Annotated in this window: 7 protein-coding genes; 6 read left to right on the top strand and 1 reads right to left on the bottom strand. The window is 58.3% G+C overall.

The genetic code is table 11. The features are described from left to right. Positions 1 to 22: 22 nt before the first annotated feature. Genes HYD27_RS14110 through HYD27_RS14120 form a run of 3 tightly spaced genes read left to right on the top strand, consistent with a single transcriptional unit; the run spans position 23 to position 3,154 of the window. Entirely contained in the window at positions 23 to 895 is an 873-nt protein-coding gene (locus tag HYD27_RS14110; RefSeq protein ID WP_219216116.1) for an ABC transporter permease subunit, read from the top strand. A gap of 16 nt (positions 896 to 911) precedes the next feature. Next, positions 912 to 1,847, top strand: coding sequence for a carbohydrate ABC transporter permease (locus HYD27_RS14115; RefSeq protein ID WP_309242067.1), 936 nt, complete (start codon positions 912 to 914; stop codon positions 1,845 to 1,847). Positions 1,848 to 1,852: 5 nt separating this feature from the next. Beyond that, positions 1,853 to 3,154 carry a CehA/McbA family metallohydrolase gene (locus HYD27_RS14120; protein WP_219216118.1) on the top strand — a complete coding sequence of 434 codons (1,302 nt, stop codon included), beginning with the start codon at positions 1,853 to 1,855 and terminating at the stop codon, positions 3,152 to 3,154. Positions 3,155 to 3,207: 53 nt separating this feature from the next. Here the strand turns inward: HYD27_RS14120 and HYD27_RS14125 are convergent, their stop codons facing one another. Further along, on the bottom strand, positions 3,208 to 3,789 hold the full coding sequence (locus HYD27_RS14125; protein ID WP_219216120.1) for an LOG family protein: 582 nt from the start codon (positions 3,787 to 3,789) through the stop codon (positions 3,208 to 3,210). Between the two features lie 466 nt (positions 3,790 to 4,255). Here HYD27_RS14125 and HYD27_RS14130 point away from each other — a divergent pair, with 466 nt between their 5' ends. Genes HYD27_RS14130 through HYD27_RS14140 form a run of 3 tightly spaced genes read left to right on the top strand, consistent with a single transcriptional unit; the run spans position 4,256 to position 20,834 of the window. After that, positions 4,256 to 10,417, top strand: coding sequence for a non-ribosomal peptide synthetase (locus HYD27_RS14130; protein WP_228745137.1), 6,162 nt, complete (start codon positions 4,256 to 4,258; stop codon positions 10,415 to 10,417). Continuing rightward, positions 10,417 to 11,619 carry an MFS transporter gene (locus HYD27_RS14135; protein ID WP_219216123.1) on the top strand — a complete coding sequence of 401 codons (1,203 nt, stop codon included), beginning with the start codon at positions 10,417 to 10,419 and terminating at the stop codon, positions 11,617 to 11,619. Before HYD27_RS14130 ends, HYD27_RS14135 begins: the two co-directional genes overlap by 1 nt. Beyond that, positions 11,616 to 20,834: a type I polyketide synthase gene (locus tag HYD27_RS14140; RefSeq protein WP_219216124.1), complete on the top strand. Its 9,219-nt coding sequence runs from the start codon at positions 11,616 to 11,618 to the stop codon at positions 20,832 to 20,834. The genes HYD27_RS14135 and HYD27_RS14140 overlap by 4 nt, the downstream gene beginning before the upstream one ends. Positions 20,835 to 20,836: the final 2 nt, after the last annotated feature.

Below are 20,836 nucleotides of genomic sequence, written 5' to 3' on the forward strand. Positions count from 1 at the left end.
TATAAGGAAGGAGACAGCGGTTATGCTTAGATTTCGCCAGCACATCAGTCTCTATTTCATGTTTATTCCGGTAGCTGTTTATTTTCTTGTGTTTCTGTATTTCCCGCTGCTGCGGGGATTCACGATCAGCCTGCAGGAATTCCGGATGATCGGCGAGCGCCCGTTTGTCGGGCTGGAGCAGTACAGGGCGGTCCTGACCGACCCTTTCTTCTGGCAGGCGCTGCGCAATACACTGCTCATCGGGGCCGGACAGCTGGCCTTTGGCTTTGCGGCTTCGCTGGCCGCAGCCTTATCGCTGGGGGAAGTGCTGAATCCCTTTTTCAAGAAATTCAGCCAGATGGTATTGTACATTCCGCATCTGTTCTCATGGGTGATTGTCGGGGGAATCTGGATTTTTCTGCTCTCCCCGGACGCAGGCATGATCAATGAGCTGCTGAAGCTGCTGGGCGCGGAGCGCCCGGTGCATTTTCTGGCAGATGAACGCTATGCGCGGTGGGTTATGATCGGCACCTCCGTATGGAAGGAAATGGGCTATACCTGCATTATCTATCTGGCTGCGATGACCCTGATTAATCCTTCCCTGTACGAGGCGGCGCGGATAGACGGAGCGGGAAGGCTGAAGCAGCTGCTGCATATTACGCTTCCCCAGCTTGTGCCCGCGATGAAAACCGTTTTTCTCCTGCAGCTGCTTGCCGTGCTGCGCATGTTCGATCAGTTGATTGTGATGCGGAACCCGGCGATATACCGTGAAGTGGATGTCTTGATGACCTATGTGTACGAAAAGGGAATTCAGCAATTTCATATGGATGTCGCTTCGGCCGCAAGCTTTCTGGTCATTGCAGCGACCTTGCTGCTGACGCTGATTTTCACACGGGTAACGAGATATGGACATTGAGAAAGGAGGGCTGCTTGTGCAATCGGTCAAAATGGTTTCTCCTGCCGGAAGCAAGCGCGCTTCCGGCAAAAAAGAACGTGCCCGCTTGTGGAAGGGTTCATCCGATACCGTGCTGCATCCCGCAATAAGGGCCGTTAATCTCCTGTTTCTGATTCTGCTGTCGGCAACTATGATTCTTCCGGTCTGGAACTCATTTGTGATCTCGCTGTCCGGGAGCATAGCGTCCATGCATCCGGGCCTGCATTTTCTTCCTGCCAGCTTCAGCCTGGAGGGCTACACCAAGGTCTGGACAAAAATGGAGCTGTGGCGTCCGTTTCTAAACAACGTGATTGTCACATTTACCGGGACCGCGCTGCATGTCCTGCTGTGCTCCATGGCCGGGTACGCCCTGATTATCCGCCATTTTCCCGGCAAACGGCTGCTGCTTGGCTTTTTATTCGTGACAATGACCGTTCCGGGTGAAGCGATTCTGATTCCGCTCTATATAGTCAATAAGGAGCTGGGCCTGCTCAACTCGCTTGCGGCGCTTGTGCTGTCGGGCATTGTGTCGGGCTTCAGCATTCTGCTGATGCGCTCATTCTTCCAGGGTGTTCCTTATGAGATGCAGGAATCAGCGCGGGTTGACGGAGCAGGCGATTTGCGGATTTTGTTCCGTTTGTATCTTCCGCTGGCTGCTTCAGGCATCGCTACGGTATCCTTGTTTGAATTTGTCAGCCGCTGGAACCAGTTCACTCCGGCGTTGCTCTATATCAATGATTCTTCCAAATATACGCTGCAGCTGGCGCTGCAGTCGCTGATCATTTTGTCTGATGCGACCTCGGGCAGTGAAGTGACCACCCCCAATGTCCGCATGGCGGGTGTGATGATCGCAATCATCCCGCTGCTGGCCATTTACCCGTTCATACAGCGATATTTCGTGCAGGGCCTGACGGCCGGCGCGATGAAGGAGTGAGACTGATGCAAGAATTGAACGCAGTACCCAAGGATTCAATCCGGAAGCTGCTGCTGGCACGCAGAATTGAAGCGCATGAACAGGGCGGCTATCTTGAAATGGTATTTCAGGTGCCGGAGGGAACGGAACGCATAGAAGTCTTCTGCACGGTGCAGCCGGCAGGGGCCGGGGACTCTGTCATTGATCTGGGCGTGCGCGACGGGGAAAGGGTACGCGGCTGGAGCGGCGGAGCCCGCCGGGAATTTTTCATCGGACTGAACAGGGCGACACCCGGCTATAGGGCGGGGAGCATTCCCCCCGGGGAGTGGGCGGTTATTCTGGGAACCCACCGCGTAGCCCCGGAGGGCTGCGCGGTTCAGCTTGATGTCCGGCTGCATCTTGCACAGCCGCGCTGGCTGTGCGGGGATCTGCACCTCCATACAGAGCACAGTGACGGGGTATTTACACTGGAAGAGACAGTCCGGCTGGCCCGCAATGCCGGACTGGATTACATTGCCTTAACCGATCACAACACCTCAAGCCAGAACAGTATGCCGGAGTGGGCGGACGGTCTGCTGATTGTGCCGGGAATGGAGCTGACTACAGGCCGGGGACACTGCAACCTGTACGGTGTTTCCGATCCCCTGCGGGATTTCCGGGCTGTCCATGCGGACCAGCTCACGGAGAGGCTGGCGGAAGCGCGGGCTGCAGGAGCCTATATCTCACTGAATCACCCCCATGATCCGGATTGCGGCTGGCATTGGGGCTATGATGCGGATCATGATTGGGTTGAAATCTGGAACGGGCCCTGGCGGGAGGCCAATGCCCTTACCCTGAGCTGGTGGCAGGAACAGCTGTCAGCAGGACGCCGGCTGACAGCGGTCTCGGGCAGCGATACGCACCGGCCCCATCCGTATGTCCGGCATGGCTGGCCGGTGGCATGGGTGCTGGCTGAAGGCGGCAGTGTCAGACACATTCTTGAAGCTGTCAACCAAGGCAGAGTCACCTTATCGTATGCACCGGAGGGTCCGTTTGCAGAGCTGAGCTGTGGCGATGTGCCGATGGGCGGCGAATGGAGGGCGGCGCTGCAGGGGGGGCCGCCGCTGCTCCGGCTTTGCATGAAGCGTCTGCTCGCCGGAGATGAGGTTGTGCTGTGGTCTGACAAGGGCCGGGAATACAGTTTCATAGCGGAGAAGGACGGCGGGCTGAACCTGGAGCAGGAGATGCCCGGACGCGCTTTTTGGCGCGCGGAAATATGGCGGCCGATGATCTCCGGCGATAGCCGGAGACTCTTGGCCGCCGCAACGAACCCGGTTTATTTTGAATAAATGCCTTTAACTAAAGACCGCTCTGTTGCTTTACCGCAGCAAGACACCGGTGATCAGGTGCGCTCGTCCGTAAGGTATGTTTTGACCGGCGGAGGGGAATAGCCCAGAAACTGCCGGATGATGCCCTCGGGCGAAGTGTCCGTAAGAACCATGGACCGGTGCTTTTCCAGCATGAACTGGTCCTTGGCCATCTGGTCAAACAGCGTAATGAGCGGGTCGTAGTAATGATGGACGTTTAATATTCCGCATGGCTTCTGGTGCAGCCCCAATTGCGCCCACGTGAATATCTCAAAGTATTCCTCCATTGTCCCCGGACCGCCCGGCAAGGCGATGAAGCCCTCCGCCAGCTCGGACATCTTTAATTTCCGTTCATGCATCGAATCCACCACGATCAGCTCTGTCAGAAGCTTGTGCTCGATTTCCCGGCTTTTGAGAAAATGGGGAATGACCCCGATGACCTTCCCGCCTGCCGCCAGTGCGGCATCCGCCACCTCACCCATCAAGCCGACGGTTGCCCCGCCGTAGATTAAGGTGATGCCCCGTTCTGCGAGCGTTACTCCCAGCGCATGCGCACTTTCCCTGTAGACTGGCGAAGCCCCGTCACGCGATCCGCAAAATACAGCGATACTCTTCATAGTTGATAACTCTCCTTTGCTTGGTAAGTGATGGACTCACCCGGAAACTATTTCCCGGAGCACGCTCCTTAACGGTACCACATCTTCTGCAGTTATTAAATCCGGAAGCATCGGCGGGATCACAGCTGCCGGTGTATGAAAAACGTTTCCCGCAATACAAGCTCCATTCCGGCATGAGCATGTTCCGGCAGCATTTCAAGAGATGATGTATTCTCCCTGCATGAAGGCGGCAGCGGTGGCCGTTCAGATCACAAAAGGGGAACTCATGATCTCTATTTGCGCTGGAAATTAGGATTTTAATATATGGGCAATCGTCCATTTCGTAAAATAGATGTTAAATTTTATAAAATAAGAGAATTTAGGTAAATGGTCATTGACACTAAATCCCATTACAAGGTAAAAATCTTATATAAGATTATTTGTAACAAAAAATATGGATGCGAGGGAGATTGGGTTAGTGAGCAAAATGTTTGTTCGTCCATCAAATGCCGCAAGCGGCGCCAGCCAGGCGGTCTACCGGCTCGTTTCAAACGTAACGGGCCATAAGATCGAAGATTTGGATTCAGAGATGTATCTTGAAGATGATCTGGGACTCGACTCCATCAAAATGATTTCTTTAATGAATGAGATGATCGGACTGGTCCCGGCAGAGCAAATGGATGATTTCTCGGCCGCCAACCCGGTAACCGCCTTGCTGGGTCTGCAAACCGTCGGCGAGCTTGTGAAGATTTTTGAGGATTGGGAGGCCCAGCGCCAAAGGACAGGGGGACAGGCCGCAGACAGCGCCTCGGTTCAAGCTCAAGAGAATGCCGGGCCTGAGCTTGCTGCGGCCCATGTGATTGCCCCCGTACCCGGCCGGCGTGAACATTTGGAGGCGGAGGTCTGCAGGCGGATCTCGGGAATTACCGGACATAAGGCAGAAGACCTGCATGCGGATATGGAGCTGGAAGGGGACCTCGGTCTGGATTCCATTAAAATGATATCGTTAATGAGCGAGCTGGCCTCACTGCTTCCCGGCGATTCATCCGATGCGCACAGCGGAAATACTTCCATGACGCCGCTGCTCTCCATGCAAACTGTTGGCGATATAGTGGAAATGCTGGCTGCCAGAGAAGAAGGAAGCGGCGCTGCCCGGCCGGCTGCTGGTGACGGAAATCCTGTTGATGTGTTGATTCCTGAAAATGAGCCGGAATTCCTTGAAATGTTACATACCCAATATTTATTCCTGATCACCTATCTGTCGGTAGCGAACCTTACCATTACCTCAGGAGTGCGCCTGCGGGGGGAGCTGGATGCCCAAAGCCTCCAGGAATCCTGGAACGAGCTGATTCTCCGCCATCCTGTGCTGCGGGCCGTGTTCATCACTGAGCCGGAGAATGCCAGCCTGAAGGGGTATCGTCTCCAATTGCTGAAGGATGCGGCTGCCCCGGAAATTCCGGTCCTGGATATACGGCATTTGGATGAACCGGCCCAGCGCCAGTGGATCTCCGGCAGGTTCGAAGCCTCGCTGAACGGGAAATTTGATCTTACCCGCTGGCCGCTGCACACTATATCCGTTATTCATACGGCTGACCGGGAATATGAGCTGATTCTGGATATTAACCATATGATTTCGGACGGTCTGGGCAACCAGCAGATTCTGAGGGAAATCCTGGAGATCTACGGGGCGAAATCGCAAAACAAAACGGTCAAGCTAAGGCCCGCCCTGCCAGCCGGGGAATATAACCGTGTGGTATCCGAAATGAATGCCTGGAACGCTCCATCAGAGATGGAGGCGCTGGACAGGTACTTGCAGCAGCAGGGACGCGGGGCCTACTTCTTCAATCCATACGGGCCAAGCCGCCAGGCTGATGCAGCAGGCAGTGCCGGTGCGGTGATTCATTCCCGCAAATACGGGATCAGCGAGGAAACAACGGCACGGCTGATTGCCTCTACCAAGTCCTGGCGCACCTCCCTCTTCGTGCTGCTGGTCAGCGCTTACCTGAAAACGGTCAAGCAGCAGGGGGAAGAGCGGGACCGGATTATTCTGAATCTGCCGACCAGCGGCAAGCTGTATCCCTGCACAGATGCTACCGGGGTGCTCGGCGCCTTCGCCCAGAATCTTGCGCTCAGCTTCACCTGCGGGGATGCGAATGAAGGCTGGGAAACACTGATTGACAGAACAAGCGAAGAATTAGGCGATAAAATATCCTCAGGTATGGACAGGGCGCAGACCTGCAGAGCTGCGCAATTTGCCAAAGACACCATCCATCTGCAGAACGGCGTTATGCCGGAAGCGGTGGCCTCCATGATCCGCTCTACGTTGAAATCCAACCTGTACCTCTCTTACGTAGGGAATACATCCATAGACAGGAAATACGGGAATTACGAAGTTTATGATTATGAAGCTTTTACGGGTACAAATCCGGGTACGATTGACTGTCTTGCCGAATTGTTTCAAGGCAGGCTGGTCATCACCGCGAATTATGACAGCTCCTTTTTTGAGGATACCTATATTGAGCAGCATATGGGCAGATTACTGGACAATCTCAGGCAGCTCGCCGCCATGGAGCCGGCAAATGCAGAGGCGCTTCCAGAGGCAGCAGCCGCGGGGCCGCATGCCGCCGAACTGAGTGAACGGCTGCGCGGAATTGCCCAGGATATCAGCGGAGCAGCCATTGGTGAGGAAGGCCTGTTCAAGGATCTGGAGGCTGAACTCGGAATGGATTCGCTGCAGCGAATCCGGCTGATCACAAAGCTGGGCAAAGTATTCGAAAATGCCGACAGGGCCGGTTTGTTCGAATGCAGGACTCTGAATGAAATGATTCCCCATATCACTCATGGAAATACTTGGGATAATTCGGGGGGACAGGAGCCTGCGCTTGAGATTCCCTATCTCCAAATCTCCCGGCAGTGCAAAGCAACCCCTGACGCGGTAGCCGTATGGGATGGGGCAAGGAAGGTTACTTACCGTGAGCTGGATGAGCAGTCCAGCCGCCTCGCGCACTATTTGATGTCACAAGGGGTGCGCCCGCAGAGCCTGGTGGGCATACTGACGCTCCCCGGCCCTCTCATGCTGACCGGGATATTAGGAATATTGAAGGCAGGGGCGGCTTATGTGCCGCTCGATCCGATGTATCCGGCTGACCGCATCGAATATATCGCCGGGCATGCCCGGCTCAGCGTCCTGCTCACGGAGCAGTCGCTGCAGCGGCAGGCAGATCCTATCGTACGGAAGAGCCCTTCCATCCGCCAAGTGGTCTATCTCAATGAAGGCTATGAAGCGCACGGCCATTTCGGGCAGGCGGGAACAGAAGAGTGGCAGAGCTGCTCCGCCGCCGATCCGCAGGCGGACAGCGCTCCCCATGATTTAATGGTTGTTCTGTATACATCGGGGTCAACCGGGAAGCCCAAGGGAGTCATGCTGAATCACCGCGGCTATATGAACCGGCTGGAGTGGCATCAGCAGGCCTTCTGCCTGCAGCCCGGCGAACGGGTAGCCCAGAAGACCTCCTGCTGCTTCGACATTTCGGTGTGGGAGCTGCTCTGGCCGCTGATGTACGGCGGAACGGTATGCCCCGTAAGGCAGGAAGTGGTCAAGAACCCATGGAGCCTGGCCCGCTGGATGACGGACAACGAAATTAATGTCATGCATTTCGTGCCCTCCTTGTTCGGTGAATTTGTAAATTCACTGGAGGATGAGCGCTATACATTTCCTGCTCTGCGCTGGCTGATTTTCAGCGGAGAAGGCCTGCCGCTCAGCCCTGTGCAGAAATGGATGGACCGCTATGGGATGCAGACCGGGCTGGCTAATCTCTACGGTCCTACCGAGGCCTCCATTGATGTCACTTGCCATATTATATCCCAGCGGCCGGGGTCTGCCGGAGAAATGAGCATTCCCATCGGCAAGCCGATCACCGGAGTGCATATCAAGAATCTGGATGAGCATATGCGGGAAGTGCCTGAGGGAGAAATCGGCGAGCTATGGATCGGCGGCATCCAGCTGGCCAAGGGGTATCTGCACAACCCGGAGAAGACCCGTGAAGCCTTCCATCCCAACCCGTTTCCGGAGATTCCGGGCGAATTTATCTACCGGACAGGCGATTTGACGGTTAAAAGAGCGGATGGCAGCTATGAGTACCATGGACGCATTGACAATCAGGTGAAGCTGCGGGGCTTCCGCGTGGAGCTGGGAGAAATCGAGGCTGTACTGGGCAGCCATGCCCATGTGGCCGAAGCAGCCGTAATCGTCATCGAGCCTGCGCCCGGACAGCAGCTGCTGCTTGCCTGCCTGGCAGGCAAGCAGACGGCGGACCAGGAGCTCAAGGAATTCGCCGGCCGCAAGCTTCCGTATTACATGATCCCGCACCGGCTGGAATGGCTGCCCCGCCTGCCCAAGAATCCGAACGGCAAGCTGGACCGCAAAGCGCTGGGCGCTATGTTCGGCGGAACAGGGCAAGCGGCTCAAGTGAACCAAGGGGCGCAAGCAACCCCGGCGGCGCAAGCGGCGGAAGCAGTACAGCCCGCCGTTTCCCTGGCGGAGCCTGCACCGCAGGGAGAAGACACCCTGCCGCTTGCGCCGGCTCAGAGCTGGCTGATGAATTATTTTGACTATCCGTACTGCTGGGCGGGTTATACGCGGTTTCTATACAAGCGTCCGCTGAATCTGCAGCAGTTCAAGAAGGCGGCCATGCAGCTGAACCGGCGCCATGATGCGCTGCGGAGCGTTCTGGTGCAGAAGCCCGCCGGCTTCGAGCAGCGGTTCCTGGCGGAGGAAACAGGCTGCAATGTCGATTTCTATGATGGCAGCCATCTGGGGGAGGCTCAGCGAAACGAAGAAATCCAGGCCATTCTGACGGAAGCGATTGAGGGGTTCCGGGTAGACCAATGGCCGTTGTGGCGGATTATTGTCGTTCAGGTATCGGCAGAGGTGTATGATATCGCGGCGGTCGGGCATCATCTGATCTCGGATGTGATTACCAACCAGCTGCTGCTGCAGGAGATTTGGCAGATTTATGCCTCGCTCAGTCCGGGAGCGCCGGAGGCCAGACTGCCGGAGGCCCGGCCGTATGCAGATTTCGTAAGGGCGGTCCAGGAGCAGAAAAGAATCCACGGCAAGGAGTACGCAGGCTACTGGTCCGCGCAATTCCCGCCGGAATCCGTGTGCAGGCTTCCCGCCGATTTCATCAAGGGGCCAAACGACGAGCAGTCCGCCAAGCTGGAACGCTTCACTTTTGACCGGGAGAAGACCTCGCTGCTCCTGACCAGGGCCAAGAAGCATTTCGACAGCAATGTGTATCCGCTGCTGCTGGCGCCGCTTTACAAGCTGCTGGGCGGATTCTTCCGGCAGCCCAAGGTCGTCGTCAGCCACCGGGTGCATGGAAGAGACCTGGGCGCCAGCCGGCGCTTCATGCAGACACCCGGCAATTTTGCCGTCAATTTCCCGCTGGGGATCAACGTGGAAGAGAACAGCGGCTGGCCGGAGCTGATCCGCAGCATCCGCCGGGAGCTGGAGGCGGTTCCGCTCGGGGGGACAGGCTACGATCTGGTGTCCGAAAGCCTGCCGCAATATATGTACCCCGATACCAAGCTCACCCCCATCCGGGCGAATTATCTCGGCAACCGGGATGCGCCCAGACTGCCGGACATGGAATTCTCCAGAGAAGGCCTGGACCGGAGGTTTTCTCTTCCGGGACAAAAACGGATATCGGTCATTGAGTTCTTTTTCTCGATTGAAGAAGGGCGGCTGACCGTTGAAATCGAATATTCGGCCAATCTGTATGCTGCGTCTACGATACAGGGGCTGGCTGAACAGTATATGGAGCAAGCGCTTGAGCTTCTGGCGTCCGTTCAGGATACCGCGCTGCTGCCCGAGGCTCCGCGGGAAGGCCTGCTCGCTAACAAGGTAGCGGTCATAACGGGCGGCAGCAGAGGCATTGGACGGAGCATAGCGCTGGCCATGGCACGTGAAGGGGCAGACATTGTACTGGTGGCGAGGTCCGGGGAACGGCTTCGGGAGACTGCGGATGAGCTGCGCCGGCTTGGGGTGAAGGCCTTGCCCATACCCGCCGATGTAAGTGACGCTCCAAGCGTCCATAAGGCGGTTGGACAGATTATTGAACGTTTCGGCCGTATTGATATTCTTGTCAACAGCGCCGGGATTACCGGCATGGCAGCGATGGCCGATATGAGTCCGGGGATGTGGGAATCGATCATTCAGGTAAATCTGCTCGGCACCTATCACTTCTGCTACGCCGTGATTCCTTATCTGGCCAAACAGAAGCAGGGCAAGATCATCAATATCGGCTCGGATTCCTCCTTTATCGGCTATCCGATGATGAGCGCCTATGCGGCGTCCAAGCATGGTGTGCTGGGACTGACCCGTGCGCTGTCGGAAGAGCTGAAGAACAGCAATATCCAGGTGAATGCGGTATGCCCTTCGCTCGTGGACACCGAGATGGCGCCGGCGGCATTCAAGGGACGGGCGATTCCTCCGTCCGGAGTTGCCGACTCGGTTGTCTTCCTGGCTTCTGCGCGCGCGGACTATATTACCGGCGAGGCGGTGCAGGTCTACGGCAAACAGGATATGCACTGGTTCGGGGCGCAGCAGATGCAGCTGCTCCAGGCCGTGCAGCGCAGGCAGCCGTAATGGGGGCGGCGGCGCTGAAGCAAGAGACACACAAGCCGGATAAATGGGGCGACCTGTTTGGAGGCGGCAAGGCCGTGATCTACGGCATTGCCCTGCTGGTGGGCACCTCCGTGGGCGTCATTAATCCGCTCTCCACCACGCATATGACGGCCAATCACGGAGAAGAAATTTGGATCGGAATCATTTCCTCCTCCTACTTTTTGTTCATGGCGCTTGGCTCGGTGTTTGCGGACAGAACCATGCGTGGCACGGACATGAAGAAGATCGTTACGGCAGGCCTGCTGCTTACGGGGGTCTGCTCGGCGCTCTTTCCGCTGTTCACCGCGAATGGGGTTTGGCTGCTGCTGATGTCGCTTATGGGCATAGGCATCAGCTGCAACATGATGGGACTTCAGACGGCACTCCACAGCCTTTCGGATGAGAAAAGCCTGGGCATGGTCAGCGGGATGTACAGCCTGTGTTTTGCGTTTGGGCTGATTGCCAGCTCTGCGCTGGCTCCGCAGGTCTATGACATGGTGGCCTGGCTGCCGTTTGCGTTCAGCAGCGTCTGCCTGATTGCGGCTTCCGCCATTATTTATTTCAAGCTGGCAGGCCTGCTAGTCATTCCCGGACGCACCCGGGAAAAGGTGCTGTCGAAGATCCATCTGCCGATGTTTGGAGCTTTCGTATACGGGTTCGGCGAGACCATAGTGGTCTCCCTGTATCCTCTGTATCTGATCCGGGAGCATGTTGCGGTGGCCCAGACAGGCTATGGATTAAGCATCTTTGCAGCGGGCAGCCTTCTCGGCCTGCTTCCGGTCACCTATCTGGCTGACCGGATCGGCCGCAGAAAATGCCTGATTCTCTGCGTGTTTATTTCGATCTTCACTATGGTGGGCATCGTGACTTCCGGGAGCATGCCTGTAAGATTGCTGTTTTCCTTTGCCTCCGGGTTCATGATTGGTCCCCTGTACCCTCTTGCCATGGCGCTCACGGCCCAGGAATTGCCGCCTGGCGAGAGGTCCTCGGGAAACGCCATGTTTACCGCATTTTATGGCTTTGGATCGGCGGCGGGTCCGTTTGTATCCGCAGTAGCCATGAATGCATGGGGCAACCAGCATCTGTTTACTGCCTGTCTTCTGTTGTTCTGCCTGTTCCTTGCCCATGCGGCATTCACGAGAAAAGGCTCAAAAATACAGCTAACCAAGGAGGAAATATTGTGAGCAGTTCCAAACGGAAGAAACCAGAAACCAGACTTTCCCTCCTGAAGGGCGGCAGCATCACCGGCAGATTTGCCGAAATGGGCAATCTGGCCAACGTGCTGATCCACGTATCCGGCAATGAAGACCGGGGCATCACCTTCCTGCAAAATGATAATTCGGAATTCTTTCTCTCCTATCTGGCCCTTCTTGAAGGCGCAACCCGGCGGCTGGGAGGCCTCCAGGAGCAGGGCTTTGCGCCAGGCCGGTATGCGCTGATTCTGCTGGAGGACAGCCGGGAATTCATTCTTACCTTCTGGGCATGCATCCTGGGCGGAATTATCCCCGTCCCCGCCTCTTATCCGGCGTCCTCGAAGGTGATCAACACCTCCCTCAGCAAGCTGCAGGCGATATGGGAGGTTCTGGAACGTCCGGTGATCGTCTCCGACCGCAGCCTTGCCGAGGCGCGGGATGAGATGGAGACAACGCTCGGCATCAGCGGCATGCGGATTCTGGAAGCCGCGAGTCTGGATACAGCCGGGCAGGCCGGGACACTTATGCTGTCCGGGGCGCATTCTCCGGCGCTGATTCAATTCAGCTCCGGGAGCACAAGCGTACCCAAAGGAACCATTCTGACCCATGACAATCTGCTCACCAACATAGAATCGATTATCACCAGCTCCGGGATGCTGGATGATGACCGTTCCCTTGGCTGGATGCCGTATCACCACGACATGGGACTGATCGGCTTTCACCTGTCCACGCTGGCCTGCGGAATCAACCAGTTCAATATGACCCCGATGAAATTTGTCAAAAGGCCGACGCTGTGGCTGGATATGATCCATAAGCACCGGATTACCTTTACCGGCTGTCCGAATTTCGGGCTGCGGCTCATCGGCAGCAGAGTGAAGGAGGAACAGCTGAAATCCTGGGATCTAAGCTCGATCCGGCTGCTCTATAACGGTGCCGAGCCTATTTCGGTGAAGACGATGCGTGAATTCATGGACAAATTCGTGCATAGCGGGTTAAAGCGCAGTGCGATGTTTCCCGTATACGGCATGGCCGAGGCCTGCCTGGCGGTCAGCTTCCCCCGGCCTGGCGAAGAGCCGCTGGTACACTCCGTCAACCGCGGGCTTATGGTCAGTAAATCGCGGATTGAGGCCATCCCTGAGGACGACAGGCGCGCTTCTTTGATGGCCGATGAGGGTTACCCCGTAATCGGCATGGAGATCCGGATCGCGGATGATCAGACGGGAGCCGTCGTTCCCGAAGGAACGATAGGAGAGATTCAGATTCGCGGCCGCAATGTCACTTCCGGCTATATCAATAACCCCGAGGCCACCGCCGGGTCCTTTCAGGACGGCTGGCTTAAGACCGGTGACAACGGTTTTGTCCTGAACGGGCGCCTGACGGTCAGCGGGAGAATTAAGGACATTATTTTTGTCAACGGCCAGAATTTTTTCGCCCATGATATCGAAGCGGTGATCGAGGAGCTGGATGGGGTCGAGCCGGGCAAGATAGCCGTGTGCGGCTGGCATGATGAACAGGAAGGGCAAGAGAAGGTAGGCCTGTTCTCTACGGTGCGTCTGCAGGAGAAGGACCTGAAGCCGTTCTATGCCAAGCTGCTCCGCCATGTGAATGAGGCGATTGGCATACCTGTGGATTATGTGTCGCTGGTCCGGTCCATTCCGAAGACAACAAGCGGCAAAGTGCAGCGGTTCGTTCTGGTGGAGTCCTTCCGGAAGGGCGAATTCCAGGAAAAATCGTATTCCGCCGCGTATTTCGAAGAGGAAGCCAAGGCTCCTTTCTCTCTTCAGGCACCATCCGCAGCAGCACCATCCGTGCAAGCGCCGTCCTCCCTGCAAGCACCGGTTCCTGGAGCGGCTCCCGGAGCCTTTCTGGACAAGATCCGCGCTGTCTGGGCGGATGTGCTGGGGCGTCCGGCCGGGACGATACCGTATGACCAGCCGTTCCTGTCCTTGGGAGGCACCTCGCTTAAGGCCATACAGATTCTTGGTGCCCTGGAGGAAGAGCTCGGTTTGGAGCTGACCCATGATCTGCTGATCAAATGCCGCACCGTTGAAGAGATGGACGGCTATCTGGCCCGCAAAGTGAATGCGGGCGGCAGCCCGCTCCCTGCCGGGAAGCGGCTGGAAGCCGGCGTTCAACGAGCCCGCAGCGCCGGAGATGCAGACATTGCCGTAATTGCCATGGCCTGCCGGTTCCCGGGCGCTTCGAGTCCGGAGGAGTTTTGGGCCAACCTGCTGCAGGGGAAGGATTCCATCGGCGAAGTGCCGCGGGACCGCTGGAACATTGACGATTATTACAGTCCCGATCCCGAATTCGGCAAAATTTACTGCCGCACCGGCGGGTTTCTGGATAACCCGTATGGCTTTGACGCCGCTCTTTTCGGCATCTCCGAGGAGGAAGCGGCAGTAATGGACCCGCAGCAGCGGATTGTAATGGAGCTGGTATACGAGCTGATCGAGCGGGCCGGGTATTCGCGGCAGCAGCTGAATGGCAGAAAGGTCGGGCTGTTTGTCGGGGCGGGCGGCAATTCGTATTTCGAATATCACCTGAATACCTTGAACCGCATGAACCTGCAGAGCTTCGACAGCTTCTCCGTGCTGACCAGTGTGCAGCAGGAGCGGATTATGGAGGAATGGAAGCGGAAGCTGGGCTTCACAGGGACCCATCCCAATCTGCTGGTCGATAATATCGTCAACATGATTCCCGCCCGGACCTCCCAGGAATTCAACTTCAAGGGGCCGAGCATGGTGGTGGATACCGCTTGCTCTTCTTCTCTGGTCACCCTGCATCTCGCAGCGGGCTCCATCCGCAGGGGAGAATGCGAATCCGCCATTGCCGGAGGCATTCACCTTATGCTGACGCCAACCTCCTATCAATATTTCAGCAGTGCCGGAGCCTTGTCCAAGGCCGGACGCAGCAGCGTGTTCTCGGCCGACGCGGATGGCTTCGTGCCGGGCGAGGGTGCCGGACTGGTGATGCTGAAACCGCTGGAGCAGGCGCTGCGGGACGGCGACCCGGTGCTGGCGGTGCTGAAGGCCAGCGGCATCAACAATGACGGGCATTCCATCGGCGTGATGGCCCCGAATCCGGACGGTCAAAGGGAGCTGATCGAATCGCTGTACGTCCGCAGCGGCCTCAGTCCTGCGGATGTGCAGTATGTGGAGGCCCACGGGACGGGAACCAAGATCGGCGATCCCAGCGAAGTCAGGGCGCTGGACAGTGCCTTCAAGCGTTGGGAGCTGATGCGCCAGTCCGTTGCCATCGGCTCGGTGAAATCCAATATCGGCCATCTGCTGGGCGCGGCGGGCATTGCGGGCTTCATCAAAGTGGTAATGGCGCTGCAGAACAAAATTATGCCGCCGCAGGTGAATGTCACTGTTCCGAACCCGATGCTGAAGTTCGAGAAGACACCGTTCTACCTGCTCACGGCTGCCCAAGAGTGGGCGGTGGCAGAAGGGACGGCCAGAAGGGCGGCAATCAACTCCTTCGGCTTCGGCGGAACCAACAGCCATATGGTGGTTGAAGAAGCACCCGCACGGATACTGGAAAAAGAAGCGGACTCTCCGGTGCGCGCCAAGCATGTGATCGGGTTGTCCGCGCACACGCGGCCGGCGCTGCAGCAGAAGATGGCCGGGCTTGCGGCCTTCCTTGAGCAGCATGGGGAATATCCGCTGGCAGATGTCTGCTATACAGAGAATGTCGCGCGGACCGCACTGCCGCACCGCTTCCATGCGGTGGCGGATTCCGTACAGGATCTGATCGGCAAATTGCAGGCCGGCGCTCCGGCATCCGCCCCGGTATCCGGTCCTCCGGCAACGGTTCTGATGTTCACCGGCCAGGGTTCACAGTATGCGGGCATGGGCAGAGCGCTGTACGAGGGTCTTCCCGCCTTCCGCAAGCATGTGGAGGAATGCTCATCTGCATTTGAGCCGTACCTGGGCCTGAAGCTGACGGGCCTGCTCTACGGTGAGGAGGCCGACAACAAGCGGCTTGCCCGGACGGAGCTTACCCAGCCGGCGGTCTTCACGCTGGATTATGCCTGTGGACGGCTGCTGCTGGATGCCGGCATCCAGCCCGCTTATATGCTCGGGCACAGCGTCGGAGAGTGGGCGGCCGCCTGCCTTGCGGGCAGCGTCGGCCTGGCCGATGCCGCGAGGCTGGTGGCCGCAAGGGGCAGGCTAATGAGTGAGCTGCCGGCTGCCGGTGCCATGGCCGCCGTATTCACTTCGGGCAGCGCGCTGGAAGAGCTGCTGCAGCCTTTTGCCGGATCTTTGTGGGTCGCCGGATATAATATCACGCATCAGGTGGTCTCCGGAAGCAGCGAGGCCGTCGGGGAATTTCTCTCCTTGCTGCATACGAAGGGGATCGGGTCCAAACGGCTGAATGTGTCGCAGGCCTTCCATACTCCGCTGATGACCCCGATGCTGGAGGCATTCAGAATAGAATTGGAGGCCACAGTCTTCCATGCTCCGCAGATTCAGGTCATCTCCAATGTCACAGCCGAAGTGCTTGAGGGTCCGCCCGGGGCGGAGTATTGGCTGCGGCATATTCTGGAGCCCGTCCGCTTTGAACAGAGCCTTGCCTACGCGCTGGACCGGGAGGTCCCGGTACTGGTTGAATGCGGCCCCGACGCCATCCTTGCCGGAATGGCGGGGGGGCTGCGGCATCCGGCCAAGCCGCAGGTGCTTCATGCGCTGAACCGCAAGAAGGATGCATGGGAGACCTGGCTGGGCTTGCTCGGCCAGCTGTACTCCCTTGGCGCCAAGCCGGACTGGGAGGCTGTGGAGCAGGGGGGATTCTTCCATAAGGTCCCGCTGCCCGTCTATCCCTTTGAGCGTAAAATCTTTAAGCCCGATTTCGGGGACAGCTCCAGCCGAAGCTCTGCCGTGGAGGCCGGGAAGTGGCTCCATGAATGGAAATGGAGCCCCGAATCGCTGGCCGGAGGCAACGGTCTTAAGGCCGGAGCGGTGCTGGTATGGAATGCAGGCCCGGAAACGGGCAGGGGGCTGGAGCGCCAGCTCGACCCTGAGCGCAATCCGGTCTTCTATGTGGGCTTCGGGGATGAGCCGCATTATGACGGCGGACGCAGCTTCACTGTACGGATGGACAAAGAGGAGGATTACAGCGCCATGCTGCGCCTTCTGCCGGGGGCTGTCTCGGCCGTGATCCATCTGTCCAACTATGCAAGGGAGAAGCTTCAGCCCTCAGTGCTTCTGACCGACATTCAGGCAGTGAACGATGGAATTTGGAGCCTTTATTTCCTGGGCCAGGCGCTGGTGCTGGAGGGGCTTCACGATGTGCGGCTTGTCATTGTCACGAATAAGGCGTTCAAGCTGAAGAATGACCGGGAAGCGGGCAATCCGGTGCAGGCGGCCGCGGCGGCATTAGGCCAGGTCATTGATCTTGAGCATGAGGGCATTCATGTCTCGGTGCTGGATATGGACAAGGCGGAATATTCCTCCGGCGAAGAATTTGCCGCCGCCCTGAACGCCGCGCTGATGCTGCGGACAGATGCGGAATCCGTCACCGCGGTCCGCAGCGGCACCGCCTATGTCCGCAGCCTGGAGCGGATGCCTGAGCAAGCCTCCGGCGGGCCGTTTGAGCTTCACGGCGGCGAGACCTATCTGATTACCGGGGGTACGGGGCTTGTCGGCAGCCGGATTGCCGCAGCGCTTGCCCGGCAGGCACAGATCAATCTGGTGCTTACCGGCCGCAGGCCGCTGCCGGCGGATACCGCCCTTCTCCGGGAGCTGGAGAAGCTGGGGGCACAGGTGATGTATTCCGCTGTGGATGTCACCGACCGTGCGCAAATGGAGGAATTGGTGGACCGCATTCATGCCGTTTATGGCCCGCTGCACGGCGTCATTCATGCAGCCGGTCAGATGGAATATGCGCCGCATAAGCTTTTGTCCCGCAGCCCGGATGAGATTGAGCAGGTGCTGGCTCCCAAGTGGCAGGGGACGATTATAGCGGATCTTGTCACCCGGAAGGAGCCGCTGCGTTTCTTCGCAGCGCTGTCCTCTGTCTCGGCCTCCCGCAAGGCATGGGCTTCCGGGCTTGGGGATTATGCTGCGGCGAATGCATTTTTGAACGGCTACAGCATGTACAGGGCGGATGACAATGCTCCGGGGCGTTCCTTGTCGATCAATTACTCCCTGTGGAAGGATACGGGAGCCGGAACGGAATTCGGCGGGCTGGTGGAGCTTACCCTGAAGGGACAGGGCCTGAAGCCGCTCGCCCACGAGGAAGCGGCGGCTGCGTTCCTTGGAGCCCTGTCCTTGACCGGGCCTGATATTGTTCATGTGCTCGACCCGGTGGAACCGGAAGCGCGGAAGGAAGGCTCCGCCCAGCCTGCGCCGCCTCTGGAGCCTGGCCGGGCGGCTGATAAGGCCGGACGGGCGTTCATCTGCCGCTCCGCGAGAGAAGTAAGAGATATTGTATACCGGGCTGTCAGTGAGGAATTGCGGATTTCCGTCCGCAATCTGGAGACGGGCATGAACTTCACCGAGCTGGGCCTGGACTCGGTTGGAGCGACGCGGGTCGTTGCCGACATTGGCGGCAAGCTGGATGCAGAGCTGTATCCGACCCTGATTTTCGAATATCAGACGCCGGAAGCCCTGGCCGCGCACATTGCGGAGCAGCTGACGGAGGAATCCGCAGCTCATGCGGCCCCTGCTCCGGAAACGGAGCAAGACGCCGGCGAGTTCAGCGGGGAAGCGCTGCAGGACATTGCCATTATCGGCATGGGCCTGCGCATACCGGGGGCAAGCAGCCAGGAGGAATACTGGGAACTGCTTCACAGCGGCAGAAGTGCCATCCGCGAAGTGGCTCCCGGCAGATGGTCGGAGGATAAGCATGTTGATGCTGCTGCAGGAGCGCTTCATACCTCCTATATCGGCAAGGGAGGGTTCATCGACGCTCCTTATGATTTTGATCCGCTGTTCTTCGGCATGTCGCCCAAGGAAGCGGAGTCTGCCGATCCCCAGCAGAGAATCTTCCTGCAGATTTGCTGGGAGGCCTTGCAGCAGGCAGGCTATGGAGGGAAATACCGCACCCGCAAAATAGGGGTGTTCGCAGGCTGCGAGCAGAACACCTATATGGAGCATTTCGCCAATTACCGTTCCTATATGCTGATCAAGGAACGGCTTCTCGACAGTCCGGCCTTCAGCGGAATGCAGCCCGCCGAGAAGCAGGAGATTCTTGCCCGGATCTCGGGTGTGCTGGAGCCGGCGCGGCTGGTCGCCGATGTGGTGGCCGGGAATGGCCTGAATGAGGTGGCCGCCCGGGTCAGCCATTGCCTCAATCTTACCGGCCCGAGCCTGATCGTGAACTCCGCCTGCTCTTCTTCTCTCGTAGCCATCCACATGGCCTGCGAGAGCCTGCGCACCGGCCAGTCGGAAATGGCGATTGCCGGCGGGGTGAATCTGAATCTCAGCCCGACGCCGTTTGTGTCCCTGAGCCGGGTAACCGCGCTGTCGCCGACAGGCGAGTGCTATCCGTTCGACCAGCGGGCGAACGGTATGGTCCTGGGGGAAGGGGCAGGAGCCCTGCTCCTGAAGCCGCTTCAGGCCGCGCTGCGGGATGGCGATCATATCCATGCCGTAATCAAAGGCTCGGCGGTCAACAACGACGGGCGCTCCCAGGGAATTACCGCGCCAAGGCCGCAGGGCCAGGCTGAGGTGATCCGCGAAGCGCTTGTGCGGACGGGGATTCACCCGGAGACGATTTCCTATATCGAGACACACGGTACAGCCACACCGCTGGGCGACCCGATTGAGATAGAAGGTATGACCCAGGCGTTCGGCAGCTTTACGGACAAGAAGCAGTTTTGCGGCATCGGCTCGGTGAAATCCTCTGTCGGGCATATGCTGTCGGCAGCAGGCGTGACCAGCCTGATCAAGGTGGTGCTGGCCATGAAGCATCAGATTCTGCCGCACACGGTGAATTACGGGCAGCCGAGCTCCAACATTGATTTCGGGAATTCGCCCTTCTACGTCGTCGATAAGCATCCCCGGCCGTGGACAGCTGCCGGAGCTGCCCCGCTTCGCGCCAGCGTGAACGCCTTCGGCTTTGGAGGAACCAATGCCCACGTCATTCTGGAGCAGGCGCCGCCGGAGGCGGCTGTCCTGCCGGATGCGCCTGAGATTACGCCGCAGCTGCTGCTGCTTACGGGCAGAAATGAACAGGGGATCAGACAGGTTGCCGGCAGGCTTCGGGCTTATCTTGCGGAGCATCCGGAGCTTAGCGTCGCTGCCGTCTGCCGTACGATGAACCGTTCTCAGAAGGAACTGCCGGTCAAGGCGGCGGCTGTCGTTGCCTCCAAGGAGCATCTGACCAGCGTTCTCTCGGCCGTGGAAAACGGCGAGAGCTATGCCGAGATCCGCAGAGGCCGGGCTAATCCGAACCGGACGACGCCGGTCCAGCTGGTGCTTGACGGGGAAAGCGCCTTGAGCGTCCGGGAATTGGAAGCCCTCGGCTCACGCTTTCCCGGCTTCCGCCTGGCTTATCAGGAGGCCAGGCAAGCAGCGGGCGGCACAAGCGGGCCGGTTGAAGGCTTAGCCGTTCAATATGCGCTTGGCAGACTGCTGCTCGAACGCGGAATCCGACCTTCGGCAATTCTGGCCGAAGGGGCGGGCATTCCCGCAGCGCTGGTGCTCACAGGCCGGATAACGCTAAGCCAGGCTGCCCGTTTCCTGCAGGACGGAGGGGAGCTGACAGGCGGAGCCTTGCCTATTGCCGAAGGGCTTGTGAAGTGCCCGGTGGTGACCTCTTCAGGAACGGTTGATCAGCAGTTTAAGGACGGCCTGCAGCCGCTGCTTGCCGGAGCCATGTCCGGCAAGCTTGGATTGAGAGACTATGGAGAGTCTCTGGAAGCAGGCGACACGCTGCTCTACTGCGGCAGCCTCCTTCGCTGGGACAGCCTGCCTCCCGGAGGACTGCGGGGAATTCACGCCGTGTGCCTGCCGCTTGAGAATGATGCTGCGGAGAATCTGCTGCGGGCAATGGCAGAGCTGTATGTGCTGGGGGTGCCGTTTGACCCGGCAGGACTGTCAGCTCCAGGCGGGAGAACCCTGCCGCTGCCGACTTATCCATTTGAATATGAGACCTACAAGGCGTCCTTTGAGGACGAAGGCCTGCTGCCGCCGGCAGCAGGCACTCCGCACCATGAACCGCTCATTAAGACAGGACTCAAAAAAATAGAGGTATAAAA

Origin of the sequence: Paenibacillus sp. S150, assembly GCF_019352175.1 — a bacterium.
Taxonomy (GTDB): Bacteria; Bacillota; Bacilli; order Paenibacillales; family Paenibacillaceae; genus Paenibacillus_AQ.